The organism is Imperialibacter sp., assembly GCF_040222385.1.
Classification (GTDB): domain Bacteria; phylum Bacteroidota; class Bacteroidia; order Cytophagales; family Cyclobacteriaceae; genus Imperialibacter.
The window spans coordinates 494,307-513,420 of record NZ_JAVKDF010000023.1 but is presented as its reverse complement, the minus strand read 5'-3'; the positions used below and the strand labels follow the sequence as shown (position 1 = coordinate 513,420).

The 19,114-nt window shown below is 48.4% G+C and carries 15 protein-coding genes; 12 read left to right on the top strand and 3 right to left on the bottom strand.

Annotated elements, in window-relative coordinates; genetic code table 11:
- The first annotated feature begins 9 nt into the window (after positions 1-9).
- Entirely contained in the window at positions 10-2,091 is a 2,082-nt protein-coding gene (locus tag RIG68_RS12600) for a tetratricopeptide repeat-containing sensor histidine kinase (protein ID WP_350122607.1), read from the top strand.
- Here RIG68_RS12600 and RIG68_RS12595 read toward each other — a convergent pair.
- From RIG68_RS12595 to RIG68_RS12585, 3 genes are all read right to left on the bottom strand, one after another.
- Positions 2,084-3,991 carry a RecQ family ATP-dependent DNA helicase gene (locus RIG68_RS12595; RefSeq protein ID WP_350122605.1) on the bottom strand — a complete coding sequence of 636 codons (1,908 nt, stop codon included), beginning with the start codon at positions 3,989-3,991 and terminating at the stop codon, positions 2,084-2,086. The genes RIG68_RS12600 and RIG68_RS12595 overlap by 8 nt on opposite strands.
- Positions 3,992-4,004: 13 nt before the next feature.
- Positions 4,005-5,201, bottom strand: a complete 1,197-nt coding sequence (locus RIG68_RS12590; RefSeq protein WP_350122603.1) for a S41 family peptidase — start codon at positions 5,199-5,201, stop codon at positions 4,005-4,007.
- Between the two features lie 216 nt (positions 5,202-5,417).
- Positions 5,418-6,191, bottom strand: coding sequence for an enoyl-CoA hydratase/isomerase family protein (locus RIG68_RS12585; RefSeq protein ID WP_350122601.1), 774 nt, complete (start codon positions 6,189-6,191; stop codon positions 5,418-5,420).
- Positions 6,192-6,374: 183 nt separating this feature from the next.
- Between RIG68_RS12585 and RIG68_RS12580 the strand changes: the two genes are divergently transcribed.
- From RIG68_RS12580 to RIG68_RS12530, 11 genes are all read left to right on the top strand, one after another.
- Positions 6,375-6,698 (top strand): PadR family transcriptional regulator, encoded by a 324-nt coding sequence (locus RIG68_RS12580; RefSeq protein ID WP_350122599.1) that lies wholly within the window; start codon positions 6,375-6,377, stop codon positions 6,696-6,698.
- Positions 6,695-9,319: an ABC transporter permease gene (locus RIG68_RS12575; RefSeq protein WP_350122597.1), complete on the top strand. Its 2,625-nt coding sequence runs from the start codon at positions 6,695-6,697 to the stop codon at positions 9,317-9,319. The genes RIG68_RS12580 and RIG68_RS12575 overlap by 4 nt, the downstream gene beginning before the upstream one ends.
- Positions 9,320-9,623: 304 nt before the next feature.
- On the top strand, positions 9,624-11,228 hold the full coding sequence (locus RIG68_RS12570) for a DUF1593 domain-containing protein (RefSeq protein WP_350122595.1): 1,605 nt from the start codon (positions 9,624-9,626) through the stop codon (positions 11,226-11,228).
- 286 nt (positions 11,229-11,514) lie between these two features.
- A complete protein-coding gene (locus RIG68_RS12565; protein ID WP_350122593.1) occupies positions 11,515-12,948 on the top strand; it encodes an SDR family NAD(P)-dependent oxidoreductase in 1,434 nt (477 codons plus the stop codon).
- Positions 12,949-12,958: 10 nt separating this feature from the next.
- On the top strand, positions 12,959-13,936 hold the full coding sequence (locus RIG68_RS12560; RefSeq protein WP_350122591.1) for an alpha/beta hydrolase: 978 nt from the start codon (positions 12,959-12,961) through the stop codon (positions 13,934-13,936).
- A gap of 78 nt (positions 13,937-14,014) precedes the next feature.
- Positions 14,015-15,289 carry a metallophosphoesterase gene (locus RIG68_RS12555; protein WP_350122589.1) on the top strand — a complete coding sequence of 425 codons (1,275 nt, stop codon included), beginning with the start codon at positions 14,015-14,017 and terminating at the stop codon, positions 15,287-15,289.
- 31 nt (positions 15,290-15,320) lie between these two features.
- Complete coding sequence (locus RIG68_RS12550) at positions 15,321-16,172, top strand: helix-turn-helix domain-containing protein (RefSeq protein ID WP_350122587.1); 852 nt, start codon at positions 15,321-15,323, stop codon at positions 16,170-16,172.
- Positions 16,169-16,723 carry a dihydrofolate reductase family protein gene (locus RIG68_RS12545; RefSeq protein WP_350122585.1) on the top strand — a complete coding sequence of 185 codons (555 nt, stop codon included), beginning with the start codon at positions 16,169-16,171 and terminating at the stop codon, positions 16,721-16,723. Before RIG68_RS12550 ends, RIG68_RS12545 begins: the two co-directional genes overlap by 4 nt.
- A 263-nt stretch (positions 16,724-16,986) precedes the next feature.
- A complete protein-coding gene (locus tag RIG68_RS12540; protein ID WP_350122583.1) occupies positions 16,987-17,529 on the top strand; it encodes a TetR/AcrR family transcriptional regulator in 543 nt (180 codons plus the stop codon).
- Complete coding sequence (locus tag RIG68_RS12535) at positions 17,526-18,308, top strand: GNAT family N-acetyltransferase (RefSeq protein ID WP_350122581.1); 783 nt, start codon at positions 17,526-17,528, stop codon at positions 18,306-18,308. The genes RIG68_RS12540 and RIG68_RS12535 overlap by 4 nt, the downstream gene beginning before the upstream one ends.
- 70 nt (positions 18,309-18,378) lie before the next feature.
- Positions 18,379-19,113, top strand: a complete 735-nt coding sequence (locus tag RIG68_RS12530) for a GIN domain-containing protein (RefSeq protein WP_350122579.1) — start codon at positions 18,379-18,381, stop codon at positions 19,111-19,113.
- Position 19,114: the final 1 nt, after the last annotated feature.

The window sequence follows — 19,114 nt, the reverse complement described above, 5'->3', positions numbered from 1 at the left end:
TTTATAAAGGTGAAATCACTTCTTCTCTTCATTGTCACTCTCTCTATTTCAGCCAATCTTTGGGCTGACTCCATCTATTTCCCCTCCGACAAAAGTCGGGACAGCTTGATCAACCTTCTCCAAACCAGTGAGAAAGAGCAGCTTGTGGACGTGCTCAACAAACTTTCGCTGTACTACAATATATCCGACCCCTCAAAAGCCAGCGCTTACATACAGCAAGCAAAAAATTTAGCCGGGGAGCTTGACTACAAAGCAGGTCTGGCCTTCGCAACAAAGGAGGAAGGCATGATGAAGCTAAATAACGGAGAAATTATTCCAGCCCTAACACTGCTTGAACAGGCCAGAAATATTAGTGTTGAGATCAATGATTACCGGCTCATTGGAGAATCGTTGCATTGCATTGGTCTTGTTTACTCTGCCTTCGGCTTCCATGAATACGCTTTGAAATACCTAAATGAGGCCATGGACGTTTACCGCCAGGGAAATGAAAACCAGCTGGTGGCCTATTGCTACTACGATCAGGCGGCTGTTTATGTGAAAAACAAAGAGTTTCAAAAGGCGCTTGACCGGGTGCGGGAATGTGATCAATTCAGCCTGAGCAACGAGGTCAAAATTGAAGGTGGACTCTCCCACGTTCTATTGGCCGACATATACGCAGGCATGCATAAAGACACGCTGGCCCTCGAGAATTATAAGTTGGGGCTGGTGCTGATAGGAAAAGAGAACTTGTCGCCGAGAATCAACGCAGCCGGACTCAGGGCTTTGGGGAAATTCTATTTGGAAAAAGGCCTTTACAAAGAGGCTAAGAAGTCCTTTTTTGAAGCAAAAACCGTCATTGACGAGGGCACCAACGATATTGAAAAGGGAGAGATAATGCTGGATCTGTCCAGCGTTTGTCTGAAACAAAACTACCTGAGGAGTGCACTTGAGATGATCGACTCAGCGCTCATAAAGAGTGAGAAGACCAAGGCCATTGCCCTGCTGACAAGGGTACTCTTCACCAAAGCAGAAATCCTTAAAAAAATGGGGTTGGAAGGGCCTGCTCTAAGGGATATTTCAAGGGCTTACACCCTTCAGGATTCAATTAACTCGGAAGGCTACAAGAACTACATCGCCGATATGGTGGCGTCTTTCGAAATTCAAAAATCCAACCTTAAGATCAAAGCTCTCAACAATCAACTTGAAGCTACACAGGGGGAGTTGGCAAGCACCAACACCTTGTCAAAATATTATCTGGCCGCTGCACTTTTCTTTGTGGCCCTGCTCGCATTTATTGCATTGAACCAACGGAAGCTCAAAAAAGTCACAAAGAAGCTATATGCTGTAAATGAGCAAGTGAACAACCAAAATATCGAGTTGAAGAGGCTTGATGACGAAAAAAGTGACTTAATTAAGCTTGTGGCCCACGACATGCGCAGCCCTGTAAACAATATTGTTTCCATCGCCGGGTTGCTGGAGCATGAAGCCACTACTGCCGAAGAGAGAAAAGAATATGTGCAATTGATAGCATCCATTTGCCAGCGAATCAATAGTAGCATTTCTAAATTCCTGGGCAGAAATGAGCACGCTTCGCCAGCCAGCAGGGTACCAGAGCTTGAGATGGTGAGCATCAATGATTTGATAGTTGAAACAATGAGCGAGTTTAGCCCAAAAGCTGCGTCGAAGGATATCGAGTTGTTATTTACGCCATCAGACAATAAAAATGAGGTATTAACTGACGGCGACTACATCTCGCAGATACTTTCCAACCTTTTATCCAATGCCATAAAATACTGCCAGTCGGGTGCCACGGTAAGTCTGGAGTTTGCCATGCAGCTAAAGCATTGCGCCATCATCGTGAGAGACAATGGGCCGGGCATTTCTAAAGAGGAACAATTGACTTTGTTTGACAAATACACCACCACCAGCAATAGGGCAACTGGGAACGAGTCGTCCACAGGCCTTGGTTTGTCCATCGCAAAAAAGCTAACGCTGGCACTGGGAGGGGATATTCAGTTGGAAAGTGATATTGGCAGGGGCTGCGAATTTATTGTGAGTATTCCAACAATGGAAAATAGCCACGTGCCTCAGGCAACGGTGTTGGCTAAGTGAGCATCAGCTTGCCTACTTCGTTGTATCGCACCTTTTCTTCATCCAGCAAATGCCTGATCCCGTACATTCTCGCCTCCTTTGTCTTGCCAGAATGCCCCTTCATTAGTTGCTCTAACGACACCTGATTCTTTCCAATTTCATCCATCAGCTGTGTCAGTAGTTTATTGAAGTCATTTTCCGACTGAAGAATCTTCTTTTGCCTGATGCAGTAGTCGCACATCCCGCAGGGGATGTCATTTTCTTCACCAAAGTATTCCTGAATCACCTGTGTTCTGCACCTCACTTCCTGCTGCAGGTATTTTACCATCGCCTCCACCTTACCAATCAGCTCTTCTCTTCGTTGCGCCAGGCGCTGTTTGTCGATGGAAAGCTTGGCTGCATCCTGGCGGGGCGTAAGGAACTGCACCTGCGGGGCATCTTTCATTTTTTCGTAAACAAAAGCACCCTGTGTGTCCAAATAGGTCAGCTGCTTCACCACCTCACCCCTGGTGCAGTTGGCCAATCGGGCAATGTCGCTCTCCGAAATTGTGGTTAAATGAGTGAACAGCTCCCCACCAAAAAGTCGCAGAGTTGCTTTGATCACCGGATCAACCGCAGCATTGGCCACCTGTATTTTATAAAGCTCCTGCTTGTCGACCTGAGCAAACAGCCTCGATGGCTGGTAAAAGCTCTCTGTCAGCTGGATCAGCCCTTCCTCCTCCAGTTTTTTCAGCGCAGCAAAGGCTTCAAACGGATTCAGCTGGTAGGTTTTGATAAACTGGTCATAGTCAAAGTCGAACGACACAAATTGTGAGCTACCCACCGCCAGCTTGAAGTAGTTGGCCAGTGCCTGGTATACCTGCTTGAGGTACTCAACCTCCGGCAATGAGCGAAGGGTGCGTTCCTTCAGTTCCCTGACGTCCGCTGCCAGATAAATCATGACTGCGTAGGCAAGCTTCTCGTCACGGCCTCCCCTACCCGCTTCCTGATAGTAGGCCTCGAGGCTGTCAGGAATATCGACGTGGATCACCACCCGCACATCGGGCTTGTCGATGCCCATGCCAAAGGCATTGGTAGCCACCATCACCCGCACTTTGTTGTCGATCCAGTGGGTTTGCCGGTTGGCCCGCTCCATGGCGTTCAGCCCCGCATGATAGTAGGAGGCAGATATGCGGTTCGACATGAGCCATTTGGCGAGCTCCTCGGTGCGCTTCCGGCTTCTTACGTACACCACGGCCGACCCCTGCACATTGGTGAGTACCTCCAGCAGCTTCCTGCCTTTGTCTTCTACCTTAAACACCGAGTAGGACAAGTTCTTTCTGGCATAGCTCTTCATAAAAACAGCCGTCGCTTTCATCCTCAGCTTGTCCTGTATGTCCTGCTGCACTTTCAGTGTGGCTGAGGCGGTGAGAGCGATGAGTTTGGCGTCGGATATTTTCTCCCTGAAATCGGCTATTTGAAGGTAGGGAGGCCTAAAGTCGTAGCCCCATTGCGAAATGCAATGCGCCTCGTCTATGGCCAACAGCGACACCTTCATTTTAGCTGCCCGCTCAATGAAAATCTCGGTCAGCAACCGTTCAGGCGAAACGTACAGAAACTTGATATTGCCGTAAATACAGTTGTCGAGTATGATATCAATTTCTCTTTTACTCATGCCCGAGTAGATGGCCTCTGCTTCAATTTCCCGCTTTTGCAGCTGGAACACCTGGTCTTTCATCAGAGCAATGAGCGGCGACACCACAATGCAAATACCTTCCACGCACAGGGCAGGCACCTGAAAGCAGATAGACTTACCACCGCCTGTGGGCAGGAGCGCCAGTGTGTCCTTGCCGTCGAGCACACTTTGGATGATGTCCTCCTGCAGCGGCCGGAAGGCGTCGTATCCCCAGTATTGCTTTAATATGTCGGCTGGCGCTTTCACTTTTCGAAGATACCTATTGCAAAAGCTTAATGGCAGTGAGGATATAAATATCGTTGCTCACCCGCTGGTCGATGGGCAGCTTCGCCATCGACTCACTCACGGACGGCTCCTGCTGCACCAGAAAATCGGGTAACACACCGCTGGCCTGCCACGACCGCCCTACAGGTGAGTACATAGCGCTGCTGATGAACTTGACCCTGTACTGGTTTTCGAGCGTGTAGGTGGTTTCAATTACCCCTTTGCCAAATGTTTTGGTACCAATAATGGTGGCTCGCTTGTGATCCTGCAAAGCAGAAGCGATGATTTCGGCCGCAGAGGCCGTATTTTTATTGACCAGCACTACCACTTCAAAGTCGAACGGTGCCTCCCGGTCGGCCACAATCGGTGTGGCCTTGTCGCTGCGGGCCACTGTGCGCACAATAATATTATTCTTATTTAAAAACAGGTTGGCTATGTTCACCCCTTCGTTCAGCACCCCGCCCGGGTTGTTGCGCAAGTCGAGCAGTATTTTCTTTACCCCCTGCTCTTTCAGTTTTTGCAAGTCGGCAGCCAGCTGTTGCGTAAGCCCCTGCGACACATTTTTAATTTCTACAAGGGCCGCTGGCCTCCCCGGAAGTACAGTCACTTTCAGGTCGTTGGAAGGAAAGGCGGCTCTTTTCAGCTTTACGTCCATCACGCTGACATCCCGGACCACTTTCAAGGTAGCCTCTGAGTTGGCCGGCCCGTCGAGCAGATCGTTGACGAAGGCCAATGTTTTGCCCTTCAGTGCCTCGCCATTGATGCGCACGATGCGGTCGTACACCTGCAGCTTGCCCACGGCAGGCGAGTCTTTCAGCACTTCTGTTACCGTGAGGCTGCCGTCGTTGGTGTTGAATGTGCTGTTGAAGCCAAGCGACACCTTTACACCCTTGAGTGAGTTCAGAATGTTTTCGTACTCCTCCGGTGTCCAAATCTTCGCCAAGTCGGGGTTCTCTGGCGGAGAGATGTGGCGCAGCATCCCCTCAATGGCGGCCCAGTAGAGCGCCTGGTCTGTAACTTCAGCGGAGTAGTAGTTGCCAAGAATCAACTTCCTTACCTCATTGAAAGTCTTTTCCGGGTCAGCAAAGTCGTGAGTGATTGTTACCGGAAAAAGCGGAGCAATGGCGTTTTGGGCCAAACTAACGGAAAAGCTGATGAGAAAGGTAAACAACAGGACTAAAGGACTTTTCATGATGATGCGCTTGAATCTTGAGTAAGAACAAATCTAAAGCTAAGGGCAGAAAGAGAGAAGAACCAGCGTTGGTTGGAAAAATTGGTTGGTATTAATTACGTCCGGTCCCGCTTAACGAAGATTCCCACTATCGCTGAACGAGCAGGTACATAGATCAACATTCTCCTGCTCTCTCGGAATGACGCTCCTAATTAGAAGTCATTTCGCTCAAAGTCGTCACCAACTGATCTTCTCTTTGTTCAAAAAAGCGGCCATTCCCCGCTTGCAGTCTTTGGTCGAGCGGGCAACAGCGTTTTGCTCGGCGGCATACTGCAGGGCGTCAACAATCGACATCTGCTGCACTTCTGCCATCATTTGCTTGGTCATGCCCATCGACTGCTCCGAGTTGTTGGTAATCAGCCTGGCCGCCATTTCCTCCACCCTGCCTGCAAGCTTATCGGCGACGACTACCTCATTTACAATACCCAATTCCCACGCCTTTTTGGCATCGATCAGCTGGCCAGTGAGCAGTAGCTCCCTTGCCTTTGCATCTCCCAGCTTCCGCACAAGAAACACCATCACAATGGCAGGAATAAAGCCGATCCTTACCTCAGTGTAGCCAAACTGGGCTTCGGGCACTGCGTACACCATGTCGCAAACCGTGGCCAGTCCACAGCCGCCTGCAATGGCAGGGCCCTGCACCTGAGCAATTACTACTTTGGGGATGGTGTAGATCATTTCAAACAACTCCTTCAGGTGGATGCTGTCATCCAGGTTTTCTTCGTAGGTATTGCTTTGCAATTGCTGCAAATAGGCGATGTCGGCACCGGCACAAAAAGAAGTGCCTTCTGCTCTCAGAATGATCACCTTCACTTTGGGATCGTAGGCGGCTTTTTGAAAAGCTTCCTTCAGCTCAGCTACCAATTCATAACTCAGCGCATTTCTCTTCTCAGGTCGATTGAGCGTGATCCACGCCAGGCGCTCACCAGTCTCATATTTTATCAGGTCCATGTTGCTTCTCTTTGGTGTGAATTTAAGGAGTGGATAGAAGGAGGCAAGCTGTGAGGGAAAAAAATTACCGCTGGCAGCCCGGAAACTGCCTAAATATGGGTTCCTCATTTTTTTTATCTCAAAAACAGAAACATATAATCAAAAGACCCGTATCATATATCATCTCACAAATAGAAAGATATAATGAAAGGCTACTTAGGAGAGTTTGAAGAACTTGTTTTGCTAACTGTTGCCAACCTGGGCAAAGAGGCTTATGGGCTGGGGCTTATCCGCGACATTAACGAAAGAACCAGCAGAAACCTCAGTATGGGCGCCATGCATTCCACGCTCACACGGCTGGAAGAAAAGGGGTTCATTTCGTCTTATCTCGGTGAGCCTACCAACGAAAGAGGTGGGCGAAGAAAAAGGTATTTCGAGCTTACATCCAGCGGCATTGCAGCCCTGAACGATGTGAAATCGCTGCGGGATGAACTGTGGGCCAACACAAAAGTGAAATTGTCGCTATGAAGAACTCCCAGCACCCCTCTCCTCCCGGTTTTGCCAAAAAAGCTTTTGCATGGTGGGCCAAAACGGCCGACACAGAAGACCTGCTTGGCGATTTGGATGAAGACTTTCTCTACAACGTCGCTGACAAGGGGAAGTTTAAAGCACAGCTTATTTACTTCAGACAGGTAGCATCTCTTGCCTTTTCCTACACACTAAGAAAAAGAAAAGATGCCGCCGCCTATTCCCACTACTACTCAGGAAACTCCCTCGCCATGATCAGGAACTACTTCAAAATTGCCGTCAGGAACTTCTCCAAGCAAAAGCTTTTTACCAGCATCAATATCATTGGCCTGGCACTTGGCATGTCCATTTGTGTGCTGGCCTTGTCCATTGCCGTGTCCATTTTTAGGTTCGATGAATTTCAAGAAAACAAGGACCGCATCTATCAGGTCAACACCTCGATAGCCGACAAAGAGGATACCAGGCTGTATGCGTCTACCTTCAATGCCACCGCTGATTTTATGAGCGAAAAATACCCGTTCGTTGAAAAGGTGGTGAAAGTCAAAGAGGGATTCAGCCCCGAGGTGCAGCACAAGGGCAACTCTATGCACTTCAATGGCTACTTCGCCGATGCAACATTTTTTGATGTATTTACCTTTCCACTGCTTAGCGGCGATGCGAAAACTGCTTTGACAGAGCCCTTTAGCGTGGTACTGACCAGGTCGACGGCCGAAACGTTGTTCAAAAACGAAAACCCTGTCGGGCAGGTGCTTGAGTCCGACTACGGGCAGCTACACGTAACCGGCGTAATAGACGACCTGAAAGAAACGCATTTTTACTTCCAGTTGCTCACTTCCCACCAAACATTTGAGCAAATAAACAGCCAGGCTCGCCTGAATACTGACTGGATAAACTTCAGAGACAACTATCTGTACTTACTGCTAAAGGCCGGTACTAACGAAGCCACTTTGACCGAAGCCCTGGCCCAGGTATCTGCGCAAGCCGCCTCCTTTCACCCCAACCAGCAAATAAATCTCCAGGCTACACGGTTGGACAATGTGATTCCCACGTGGAATGTCAGTAATGGCCTGGGGGTTGGCTGGGACTTGCCCAGTTTGCTCTTTTTCATGGCTATTGGCTGTCTCATCCTTTTGCCGGCTATTTTCAACTATACCAATCTTTCTATTGCCCGGGCGCTGAAAAGGGCCAAGGAAATTGGCATAAGGAAGGTGGTGGGCGCAGGTCAGGGACAGATAAAGATGCAGTTCATCGTTGAGACAATTCTGCTGACATTCCTGGCACTGCTCGGCTCGTTGTTTGTTTTCTACTTCATCAAACCGGAGTTTCTCGACATGGTAATGGCCGCTGAGTCTTTGGACACGTCATTCGGCTTGATGCTCGTGATAGCCATCACTGTGCTTGCATTGGTCATTGGTTTATTGGCTGGAATTTTTCCGGCACTATACTTCTCGAGGCTTAACCCGGTGAATACGCTGAAGGGACAACTGCAAAACAAATCAGCCAATGTTTCGGGAATCAAAAAAGGATTGTTTGTCTTTCAATTCTTCCTGTCGCTGGTTTTCATCATCGGCGTGGCCGCCATCGGCAAGCAGTATGCCTATGTGTTCAGCTACCAACATGGTTTTAATTCGGACAATGTGCTAGCTGTGCCTTTTCAGGGGATCGACAAGCAAGTGTTGCTCAACGAATTCAAAGCGCATCCTGATGTAAAATCGGTTACAGCAGCTTCCAACCTGCCCGGCGTTTTTCTACCAACACAGCTCGAGGTGACCCCTAACCAAGTGGACACCCTGCCCGTAAAACAAGTTTTTATCGGTGAGGATTTTATTGATCAACTCCATATGAAACTCGCCTGGGGAGAAGGAAGGCTTACTGCCTCCAATCAAAATGAAGAGCAGGTGCTGGTCAATCAGGCATTCATTCAGGCCATGGGCGTTTTCAAAACCAAGAGCGATTCCCTCACCTTTACACTGGCCGACGGCACCCAATGCCGGATAGTGGGTGCTTTAGAGGACTTCAACTTTGAGCCACTCAACGAGTACATCAGCCCTCTCGTGTTCAGGCACTCACTGGAAAACAGCAACTATGCGCTGCTCACCATCAACTCCACGGATATCAAGCGCACGATTGGCGACCTGGATGCCATTTGGATGAGTATTGACCAAAAGCCTTCTTTTGAAGCTACTTTCCTGAACGATGAAATTGAAAAAGCGTACTACTTCATGACGGCGCAGATCAAGATCTTCAGCTACCTGAGTGCCATGGCCATAACCATTTCCTGCCTGGGTTTGCTGGGAATGGTGGCTTACACCACCGAAAACAGAACGAAGGAAATCGCCATCAGGAAAATTATGGGTGCCACCAACAAAAGCCTTTACTATGCACTGACCAAAGATTTTGTGAGACTGATTGTGATCTCTGCAATGCTGGCCATTCCGTTCGCTTACTTTTTCTACGACTACATTTTTCTCCGCATGCTGCTCAAGTACAGCAGTGGCGTGGGCGTCATTGAAATTGTGGCGAGTGTACTTTTTCTCTTCCTGATTGGCTTTGCATCCATCTACTGGCAAACCTCCAAGGTGGCCAATGCCAATCCGGCAGAGAGTTTGCGATATGAATAGGAGTCGCCTTTAAGGCAGGTTTAAGACAAACCGGGTGCGGCGTGGTGGTCAGTGGTTCACGCCGTGCCGCCAAGGCCAATGTTTCTCCTACAGGGCAAGCCTCTGCCTCTACTTCTCAAAGATCCGCTGCCTCCTAAACCATTCTGCTTAAAGATTCAGGCGGTGGACCCGAACAAGACAGCAGCTGAATCATCTAGTCAATACCGAATGAAACAATGCCTGCTGCCAGAAACAGATTTGTTAGTATCTTAGGCAAAAGAACGGCTGCGAGGTGCAGTCGGCTACGAAACACCCTTTGCCAACCATGTGCTCAACAACTCAGGCGCCGAAAGGCCATTGCCTCCTCCTTTTCATCTTTCTGTGCGTTGCAGTGATGCCTCTCAACAAGCTGGCCGCACAAACTGTCGCAGCACAGGCCAAGCCCCGTATCATCATCACCGCCGACCCTGAGCTCGACGACAACAACTCCCTCATCCGTCTGCTGCTCTACAGCAGCGACCTGAAAATTGAAGGCCTTATCTATGCCAGCAGCCAGTTTCACTGGAAGGGCGATGGCAAGGGCACCAAATGGTTTGTGCCAGGTAGAGAATATGATCGCTTCGGGCTCGACCTGTGCCCCTGCGAGTCGTGGCGCTGGGCAGAAGACGAGCGCTTTATTCACGACATTGTGGAAGCCTACGAAAAAGCCTACCCTAACCTCAAAACCCATAACGGGCAGTATCCTTCTCCCGACGAGCTGAAGTCGAAAATCCGCTACGGCAACATTGAGTTCGATGGCGACATCTCCAAAGACTCGCCCGGTTCCGACCTCATCAGGTCGCTGATTATAGACAATGAGCCTGGTCAGCTTTACATCACTGCTTGGGGCGGACAGAGCACCATTGCCCGTGCGCTGAAGTCGATCGAAGAGCAATACCAGTACACCACCGAATGGGACAAGATCAAAAGAAAAATTGGCCGCAAAGTGGTGCTGCTGCCTTCCGGCGACCAGGACGCCACTTATTCCACCTACATCAAACCCAACTGGCCGGAGATTGAGTACCGGCAGTTCAGAGGCGGACCCAACTATGGCTACGGAGCTCAGATAAGAGCTTCGGAGGAAAACGCCCCCTACCTCACCCCTGCCTGGATGAAGGAAAATGTATCGGATCGGGGATCCCTTGGCGCCCTCTACCGGGTGTGGGGCGACGGCAAGCAGATGGTGAAAGGCGACGTGGTCGACTATTTCGGCATAGCTGGCCACACCACCGAAGAGCTGAAAAAGATGGGCTATGTGGTGTGGATGCCGGTGCAAGCCAAGGGCTCGTGGCTGGGTGAAGGCGACAACCACACCTTCATGAACATGCTGGGCAACGGGCTGCGTGCCCACGAACAAGGCACCTGGGGAGGCTGGGGCGGCAAGGTGGAAGCCGGGCCAGCAGCTGCCGATATTTTTACCATGCCTGCCGACGCAAGCGCTGATGCCATGGCCGACAGAATGGGGAGCGCCAACAACGAGCCCAAAGCCGAAGAGCTGCCCTACCCCAATTTCTTTCCACAGGCGCAGCAGGATTTTGCCGCCCGCATGCAATGGGCTGTGACCCCCAGGTATGCCGACGCCAACCACGAGCCGGAGGTAACCATTCAGGGGCCGCTGACGGTGGTGGCAGCACCCGGGCAAAAAGTACGCCTCCGTGGCACAGCAACTGACCCCGATGGCAACAAGGTGACTTTGAGATGGTCTCAACTGCCGGTGGGCACCTACCGTGGCAAGGTAGAGATAGAACAGTCAGGCACTTCAAAAGCCGAAGTACTGGCGCCAGACGACGTACGGCCCGGGCAAACCATCCACGTGATCTTAGAAGCGACCGACAATGGCAAGCCAGCCCTCACCCGCTACCAGCGGGTTGTTATTATGATTGGGGGGTAGGGAGATAGGAGATGCCTTTGCTAATTGGGCGGGATGCCCACTGCCACAAGCGTCTTCCGTTTGTGGCTTTAGTCTTTTGGGTGTCTCGCCGCTACCGAAGAACCTCATTCATCTCTCCACAAAAATGAGAGATTTCCGGGCATTGGAGCAGGGCGCTGTGATGACCAGGTTCGGTGCAAAAGTCAAAACAGTTACCCGACCTTTTAAACAAAGTATCTTCGGCCTTTTAAACAAAGTCGACCGGATTTGTTCCGTCTAGTTTTGTCTTATCAAAACAAAATTAGAAATGGAACAGAACAATTATCAGGGAGCGTTGCAGCAGCCGATAGGCTCTGGCTTTAACGCAAAGTCAACAGCAAGCGAGGTCATCAAAGGCATCGACCTTACTGGCAAAGTGGCGATCGTAACAGGTGGTGGCACAGGCATCGGCCTGGAGACAGCCAAAGTGCTGGCGGGTGCTGGAGCAACAGTAATCGTTGCCGTTAGAGACATTGAGAAGGCAGAGAAAAGTCTGCAGGGAATCGCCAATGTCGAACTGAAGGAAATCGACCTTATCAACCCGGAATCCATCGACGCATTCGCCGAGTGTTTTCTGGCATCCGGACGACCTCTTCACCTGCTGATCAACAATGCAGGCATCATGTGGGTGCCGCTGCGCAGAGACAGTCGGGGCATCGAATCGCAATTGGCAGTCAACTACCTTGGACAGTTTCATTTGGTGGCAAAATTGTGGCCAGCCCTTTTGAAGGCGAACGGGGCGAGAGTAGTCAACGTGTCGTCTCAAGGACACCAGTTTGCTCCCTTCAACTTCGAAGACCCTCATTTTGAAAGCAGAGATTACGAAACCCTACAGGGCTACGGGCAATCCAAAACTGCCAGTAACCTCTTCTCAGTGGAGCTGGACAGCAGGGCCAGGCAATTTAATATAAGAGCTTACGCTGTACATCCTGGTTCAGTAGGGGGTACCGACCTGGCTCGTGAGGCACCGCTGGAGCTATTTCAGCAAATGGGTTTTTTGGATGCGAAAGGCAACATGCTTCCCGAAGTAGCAGCAAGTTTGAAAACGGTGCCTCAGGGAGCTGCCACTACTATTTGGTGTGCCACCAGCCCTCTGCTCAATAATATCGGGGGCGTATACTGTGAAGATGCAGACATCGCCGGATTGATAACCGATAGCAATCAACCTGCTGGTGCAGATGGTGTGCAAGCCTACTCTTTGGACAAAGCCGCAGCCAGACGTTTATGGGATTTGAGTGAAGAATTGACTGGCGTCAAATTCGCCATCGCTGACGAACAACCAAAGTCAGCTGCTGCTGCCTTCAAAGAATTCCTTACTTGTGTAAGTGAGGGTAACCCTGAAAAGGCGGCTTCATTCTTTGCAGAAGACGGCTACCTGGAAGCTCCCTATGTAGCCACGTTTGGTATGCCTTCAAAATTTGAAGGCCATGAACAAATAGCCGGTTCCATGAAGGGGATGCTGCAAATGGCTCCCAACTTTCATTTTACCAGCGTCAATATTTTGATGGAAACGCCTACTGAGGTGGTGGCCGAATACGAGAGTGAAGCCACCCTGGCCAATGGCAGGCCTTACAAGATGCTTTACATGGGGCATATCACGACCAAGGATGGAAAAATCACTTCTCACCGGGAGTTTTTGAACACCGTGCCGTTTGTAGAAGCATTTTTCCCTAACGGTCTGAAAGATTTAATCACTCAATAATTTGAAGTTTATGAAGGTCACAAAAGAAATGCACAACAAAGGGCTTCAGCCTACCTATGCAATAATGAAAATGTCATCGAGGCTGATCATGAACCGGATTGGGATCAGTCTTCTGAATGCCAATAGCGCCCGTTCAAAAGGAAGGAACATTGAGGGCATCGAAGGCGAGGAGAGATTCATCCCCAGCAGAAATGGTGGCCCGGATATCCGTGTCAGAATATTCAGGCCAGCAGCACAAACTGAAAACCTGCCTGGCATGCTTTATATCCATGGCGGAGGTTACCTGCTCGGGAATCCGGAAGACTTCCTTTCAGTCATCAAACGCTTTATTGACGCCAGACCCTGCGTGGTGGTAGCACCCGACTACCGCAAAGCCTATGATGCGCCTTATCCGGCAGCCTTCAACGATTGCTATGACACCTTGCTGTGGATGAACGAGAACGTGAAACAGCTGGGCATCATTCCGAACAAACTCATCATTGCCGGGCATAGTTCTGGCGGGGGACTGACAGCCGCTGTTACGCTGAAAGCAACAGATACCGGGGATGTAAAGCTCGCCTTCCAGATTCCCATTTATCCCATGCTGGATGACAGACAAAACTCCGAGTCGGCAAAGGACAACAACTCAGCGGGTTGGAATGCGAAGTCAAATAAGCTGGGCTGGTCCGCTTATCTCAGGAACCTTGTCAACCAGGGAGCAGAAATCCCGCCCTATGCAGCTGCGGCACGGGCAAAAGACTATTCCAAATTACCTCCCACTATCACGTTTGTGGGCGATCTGGAGCCTTTCAGAGATGAAACCATCGACTACGTGGACAACCTCAAAAAGGCGGGCGTTCCCGTGATATTTGAGTTGTTCCCAGGGTGCTATCATGCGTTTGAGGTTCTTTTTCCAGAAATCGAGATCAGCAAAAAGGCATGGTCATTTTTGATGACAACGTACGCAGCCTATGTCGATCAATTCATCTACTCAAACAAAGCCGCATGAACCAGCATCGAACGGGGAGGTGCCAACAGCTCCTCCCCGTGATCGATGGAATCGGCGATAATTCCAAACTTCAAAAAAATGACAGCAAGCAAATTCCTTGTAATACCTATACTGACATGCGTATTGCTACTTATCGACTGGTATGTATGGCAAGCATTGAAAGTGGTGTTTCACTCCTCCGGTGGCCAAACGCTGGAAGTAGTAAAGTGGGCCTTTTGGAGTCTGACAGTGGCAGTGTTGCTTGGGCTTTGGGCCTATAACTTTGTTGATCCGGAGCTGCTTGGGGTGAAAGCCCGCACTTTTATCCTGTCAAGTCTATTCGTTGTCTATTGCTCGAAGCTGGTTTCTGTGGCTTTCCTTCTGATCGACGACGCAGCCAGGTTTGTGAGATGGGCAGCGAACAAAATCAGCCCTGGCGATGATTTGCCAGCAGCAGCCACAAGTAGTAACGGCAAGGTCATTACCCGCTCTGAGTTTCTGATGAAAGCCTCTTTGATGGCTGCCGCCATTCCGGCAACGGCACTTACCTGGGGCATTGTCTCCGGAGCACACGACTACCGGTTGCGCCGGGTTCGTTTGGTACTGAACAATCTTCCCAGGGCGTTCGAAGGCATGACCATCGGGCAGATCTCAGACATCCACACGGGATCTTTTTTTAACAAAACGGCCGCAAAAGGAGGAGTCGAAATGCTTTTGAAAGAAAAACCAGATATGGTCTTTTTCACCGGTGATCTGGTGAACGACAGGGCCTGGGAAGTAAAAGACTACCTTGGCATTTTCGACAAAGTGAAAGCGCCTATGGGGGTTTTCAGTACGCTGGGAAACCACGACTACGGAGCCTACTTAAAATTTCCCGATCAGCAAGCCAGGCAGCAAAATCTGGATGACATCAGGCATGCCCACAAACTCATGGGATACGATTTACTCGTCGACGAAAACCGAATCATCACCCTGGGAGGAGAAAAGTTGGCCATCATTGGGGTGGAAAACATCTCCGCCACAGAATCTATCTTTCCTGCAAATAACCATCTGGCCACGGCAGTGAAGGGCAGTGACGAAGCAGCTGTAAAACTACTGCTGAGTCACGATCCATCGCACTGGAACATGGAAGTGACTCCCCACTACAAGGAGATAGATATGACCTTCAGCGGACACACCCATGGGCTGCAGTTTGGCGTCACCCTGGGAGGTAAAACCTATTCTCCGGCACAGCTGCAATACAAACAATGGGCAGGCCTGTACAGGAATGGAACACAACAATTGTATGTAAACAGAGGCTTTGGCTATTTGGGATATCCCGGACGGGTAGGCATGCCTCCTGAAATCACCATTTTTGAATTGGCCGGGTCATAGACCGATATTTTAAATTGCTTATTTTTAAACTGTGATAAATACATTGGATCCTATATCGAAATACCTAACCCCGGAGATAAAGCTCTCCTGTTATGAGGACAAGTTCTCTAAATCTGAGATCGTCTTTGATCATCACATGCTGATCTGGTTTATCTCCGGCGAAACGAAAATTGTGCAAACTGATGCCGTTCATCGTTTCAAAACGGGCGACATTTTCCTTATTCCCAGGAATAAGCCCGCCACCGTTATCAACTACCCAAAAGATGGCCTGCCGCATAAAACGGTGGTCATGCTGCTCACCAAAGACATCCTGAGAAACTTCTACAGCGGTATTGAAATAAAAACAAAGGTTGCCCCTGTGCCAAGAATCCGCAGCTTCAGTAGTCACCCCTTGCTCGAAAGCTGCCTGGCGTCTCTGATACCCTACTTTGACATGAAAGATGGTTTACCAGAAGGCCTGGCATCGCTGAAAATAAAAGAAGCCATTAGCATCCTACGAGCCATTGAACCGGATATCGATGGTGTGCTGGCCAATTTTGATGACCCCCATAAGGTGGACTTAATCAGCTTTATGGAGAAGAACTACATGTTCAATATGCCGATGGAAAAGTTTGGCTACTTAACCGGAAGGAGCCTCACCACTTTCAAACGGGATTTCAAACGAGCTTTTAACACGACACCCCAAAAGTGGCTGACGCAAAAGCGATTGGAACTGGCACACTACCAGCTGGCCGAGCAGAAAAGAAAACCGGTGGAGGTTTGTTTCGAAACTGGTTTTGAAAACCTGTCGCATTTTTCTTTCGCTTTCAAAAAACAATTTGGCTACCCACCTACCAACCTGGTCCAGCAGGCAGGCGCAACCCTAAACAAACAATTACTATGAGAAAAATTATCGCTGCCATCAATATGACCCTCGACGGGTTCTGCGACCACACGTCAGCAATTGCAGACGACGAATTACATAAGCATTTCAACGATGCATTGCGCAGCGCCGGCGTGCTGCTTTATGGCAGAACCACCTACCAGCTGATGGAAAGCTACTGGCCTGCCGTAGTGAAAAACCCCACCGGCAACCAGCCAATAGATGAATTTGCTGTGCTGCTGGAAAACGTCCCAAAAATCCTTTTTTCCCGCACGCTGAAAAGTGTGGCCTGGACCAATGTCACACTAGCCAAAGGCAACCTTCAGGACGAAGTGCTGGCACTAAAGCAGCAACCCGGCAAAGACATTTATTTGGGTAGCCCGAGTTTAATTTCCGCTCTTACGAGACATGGTTTAGTCGACGAATACCACCTTTGCATGCACCCGATCATCGCAGGAAAGGGACTGCGGCTGTTCAAAGACATCGACGACATGGCAACGCTGAAGCTTATCAAAACAAAAGCCCTCAAAGCCGGTCAGCTGGCGCTTTACTATGAGGCGGTGAGGAAATGACTACCCCCCTTGGTTCGTGTCCCACGAACCAATACTCATCATCACCTTGAGTCGTTCGTGAGACACGAACCACTGCGGTGGGTTTTTAACCGCATACGTTTTATAGCCAACGTTATATGCCATTCTGACCCGTCAAAGCGTACCAGCTTCTATGCTTGGGAATAAACCTTAAATTCTACGATAAAGTAATCAGGCACTTGCTAATTAGAATTTAATCTGTAGATTTACAAACTGAACGCACGTGCAGTCAGTATTCGAAGGCCATGGATAAACGAACAGAACTCATTGAAATCGCTACCCAATTATTTTCTGAAAGAGGATTTGAGAATACGCCCCTCTCGGTAGTGTGTGAAACCGCCAATGTGTCGAAGGGTTTGATATCTCACCATTTTAAATCTAAGGATGGATTGCTGAGGGAGATATTTAAGAGAACGACAGACTTGATTGTGGAAATGAACCAAATAGACCAGGTGAATCTATCTGCCCAAGAAAGGTTAATACAACTTATAGAGTCCTTCTTTTCACAGTTGCAGGTGGATAAGCTGTTCTTTCAATTTAATTTGAATATGATCGTTCAGCCAAGCACGAGAGAGGTGTTGGCCGACTTGATTACAGAAAGGTCATCTTTTATCCTCAAAGCGACCCTCAGCATTTTCAATGAGATTGACCCTGAGAATTCACTAGTAAAAAGCCATATGTTCATTGCGGAACTAGATGGAATTGCATTAAGCTATTTGGGAGTCTACAAGGAATTTCCACTGGGACAGATTAAAGAACTGCTTATTAAAAAATACTCCCAAGCATGAACTTTATCAAAGCAAATGACCCAGACCAGATTAGTGAACTAAGGGCTAAACTATATCAAAATCTGACCGCTCCCATTGATGCCATGTGGGAACAGCTATACATCGCATCTGCTCAACCTTACCTTATTGAAAGCAAGGGCGTTACCCTGGGTTATTGCTGCATTACTGACCAGAATTGTTTGCTACAGCTATTTCTGTTGGAGGAATCCACATCAAAGATGGATCAAGTTATTAAAAGCTTGGTCGGAACCAAACTTGTCAATTCGGCAAGTCTAAGCTCTAACGAGCCCGTTTCATTTAATGCTTGCTTGAATAATTCAAAGTCAATTCAGGCCAACACTTTTTGTTTTCAGCATTCAAATAAGCCAATTGACTTGAAGGTAGCTTTCACTGTAGAACTAGTTTCAAGCGATGATATTCCTGCTGTAAAAGAATTCTTAAAGGACCAGATAGGCATGGATGATACTTTTGGTTATACCGAAAATCTTGTTTCGAGGAAAGAAATATACCTGGTAAGGGCGTCAGATTTAATTATTGCCACTAGTGAATGTAGAATGAGTGATTCTCAACCAGGTATTGCCGATTTGGGGATCATTGTAAAAAGGGAGTATCAAGGCAAAGGAATAGCTACACGTGTCATGCAAATGCAGGTAAATCGACTGTTGAAGGCGAAGAGAAAACCAATATGTTCTACCACACTGGATAATCTTGCCGCAAGAAAAGCGATTGAAAGATCAGGCTTTTACTGTTCAAACATCCTGTTTGACATCCATTTTTAGCATAGCGCAGAATAAAAATATGACAGCTCAGCGATAAATAAACTTCTAAGAAAAATTAAAAAATAAAGCAATGAATCAAAACACAAAAGTAGTTTTATTAGCGACAATAGGCTTGGTTTTCATCATCACCTCCTGTGAAAAAGATGATGTAAACTTAGTTCCTTCGGCAATAATAACAACAACCAATTTTACGGCTTCAAACATTAGCCAGCTAGATGTTTCCGATGTGTTTAATGTTTACGTAAGTTTTTCGGAAACCGAAGAATCTGTTCAGGTGGAAGCAAATGAAAATCTGCATCATTTAATAGAAATGAAACAGTCGGGCAACAAATTAACTGTTGGCCTAAACGAGAATACCAATATCAGCGGAGCGCTTGTTTTAAATATTTACATTAAAACGGCGACACTTACAATAGTAAAAGCTGATCGTACCGCATCCATTGAATTCGACAATCTATTGAAAACACCACAGTTAGAGTTGGAAATTAATGATGCCGCCAGAGTTTCAGGGAGTATTGAAGTTGATGATTTGGTTGCCAGGCTTATCGGGCTAGCGACACTGGATATCTCCGGGAACTCAGACTCCTTTGATATTGATGCGGCAGGGGCTTCTGAAATGACTGGTTTTGATTTTGCAACCAAAAACTTAAAAGCCAACCTTAATGGTAGTTGCAATATCTCGTTAACTATTAATCAGGCGTTGGATGTTGCAGCAAGTGGAACTTCAAACGTTTATTATAAAGGTGATGGTGTAGTAGAAAAACAAAACCTTAAAGACACTTCTACAATTATAAAATTGGATTAAG

Bases quoted from the DNA above. Each gene is read 5' to 3' on its own strand.
- RIG68_RS12535 (WP_350122581.1), top strand. From the start codon at position 17,526: ATGAACTTTATCAAAGCAAATGACCCAGACCAGATTAGTGAACTAAGG.
- RIG68_RS12570 (WP_350122595.1), top strand. From the start codon at position 9,624: ATGTGCTCAACAACTCAGGCGCCGAAAGGCCATTGCCTCCTCCTTTTC.
- RIG68_RS12545 (WP_350122585.1), top strand. From the start codon at position 16,169: ATGAGAAAAATTATCGCTGCCATCAATATGACCCTCGACGGGTTCTGC.
- RIG68_RS12555 (WP_350122589.1), top strand. From the start codon at position 14,015: ATGACAGCAAGCAAATTCCTTGTAATACCTATACTGACATGCGTATTG.
- RIG68_RS12565 (WP_350122593.1), top strand. From the start codon at position 11,515: ATGGAACAGAACAATTATCAGGGAGCGTTGCAGCAGCCGATAGGCTCT.
- RIG68_RS12530 (WP_350122579.1), top strand. From the start codon at position 18,379: ATGAATCAAAACACAAAAGTAGTTTTATTAGCGACAATAGGCTTGGTT.
- RIG68_RS12580 (WP_350122599.1), top strand. From the start codon at position 6,375: ATGAAAGGCTACTTAGGAGAGTTTGAAGAACTTGTTTTGCTAACTGTT.
- RIG68_RS12585 (WP_350122601.1), bottom strand. From the start codon at position 6,191: ATGGACCTGATAAAATATGAGACTGGTGAGCGCCTGGCGTGGATCACG.
- RIG68_RS12540 (WP_350122583.1), top strand. From the start codon at position 16,987: ATGGATAAACGAACAGAACTCATTGAAATCGCTACCCAATTATTTTCT.
- RIG68_RS12560 (WP_350122591.1), top strand. From the start codon at position 12,959: ATGAAGGTCACAAAAGAAATGCACAACAAAGGGCTTCAGCCTACCTAT.
- RIG68_RS12575 (WP_350122597.1), top strand. From the start codon at position 6,695: ATGAAGAACTCCCAGCACCCCTCTCCTCCCGGTTTTGCCAAAAAAGCT.
- RIG68_RS12590 (WP_350122603.1), bottom strand. From the start codon at position 5,201: ATGAAAAGTCCTTTAGTCCTGTTGTTTACCTTTCTCATCAGCTTTTCC.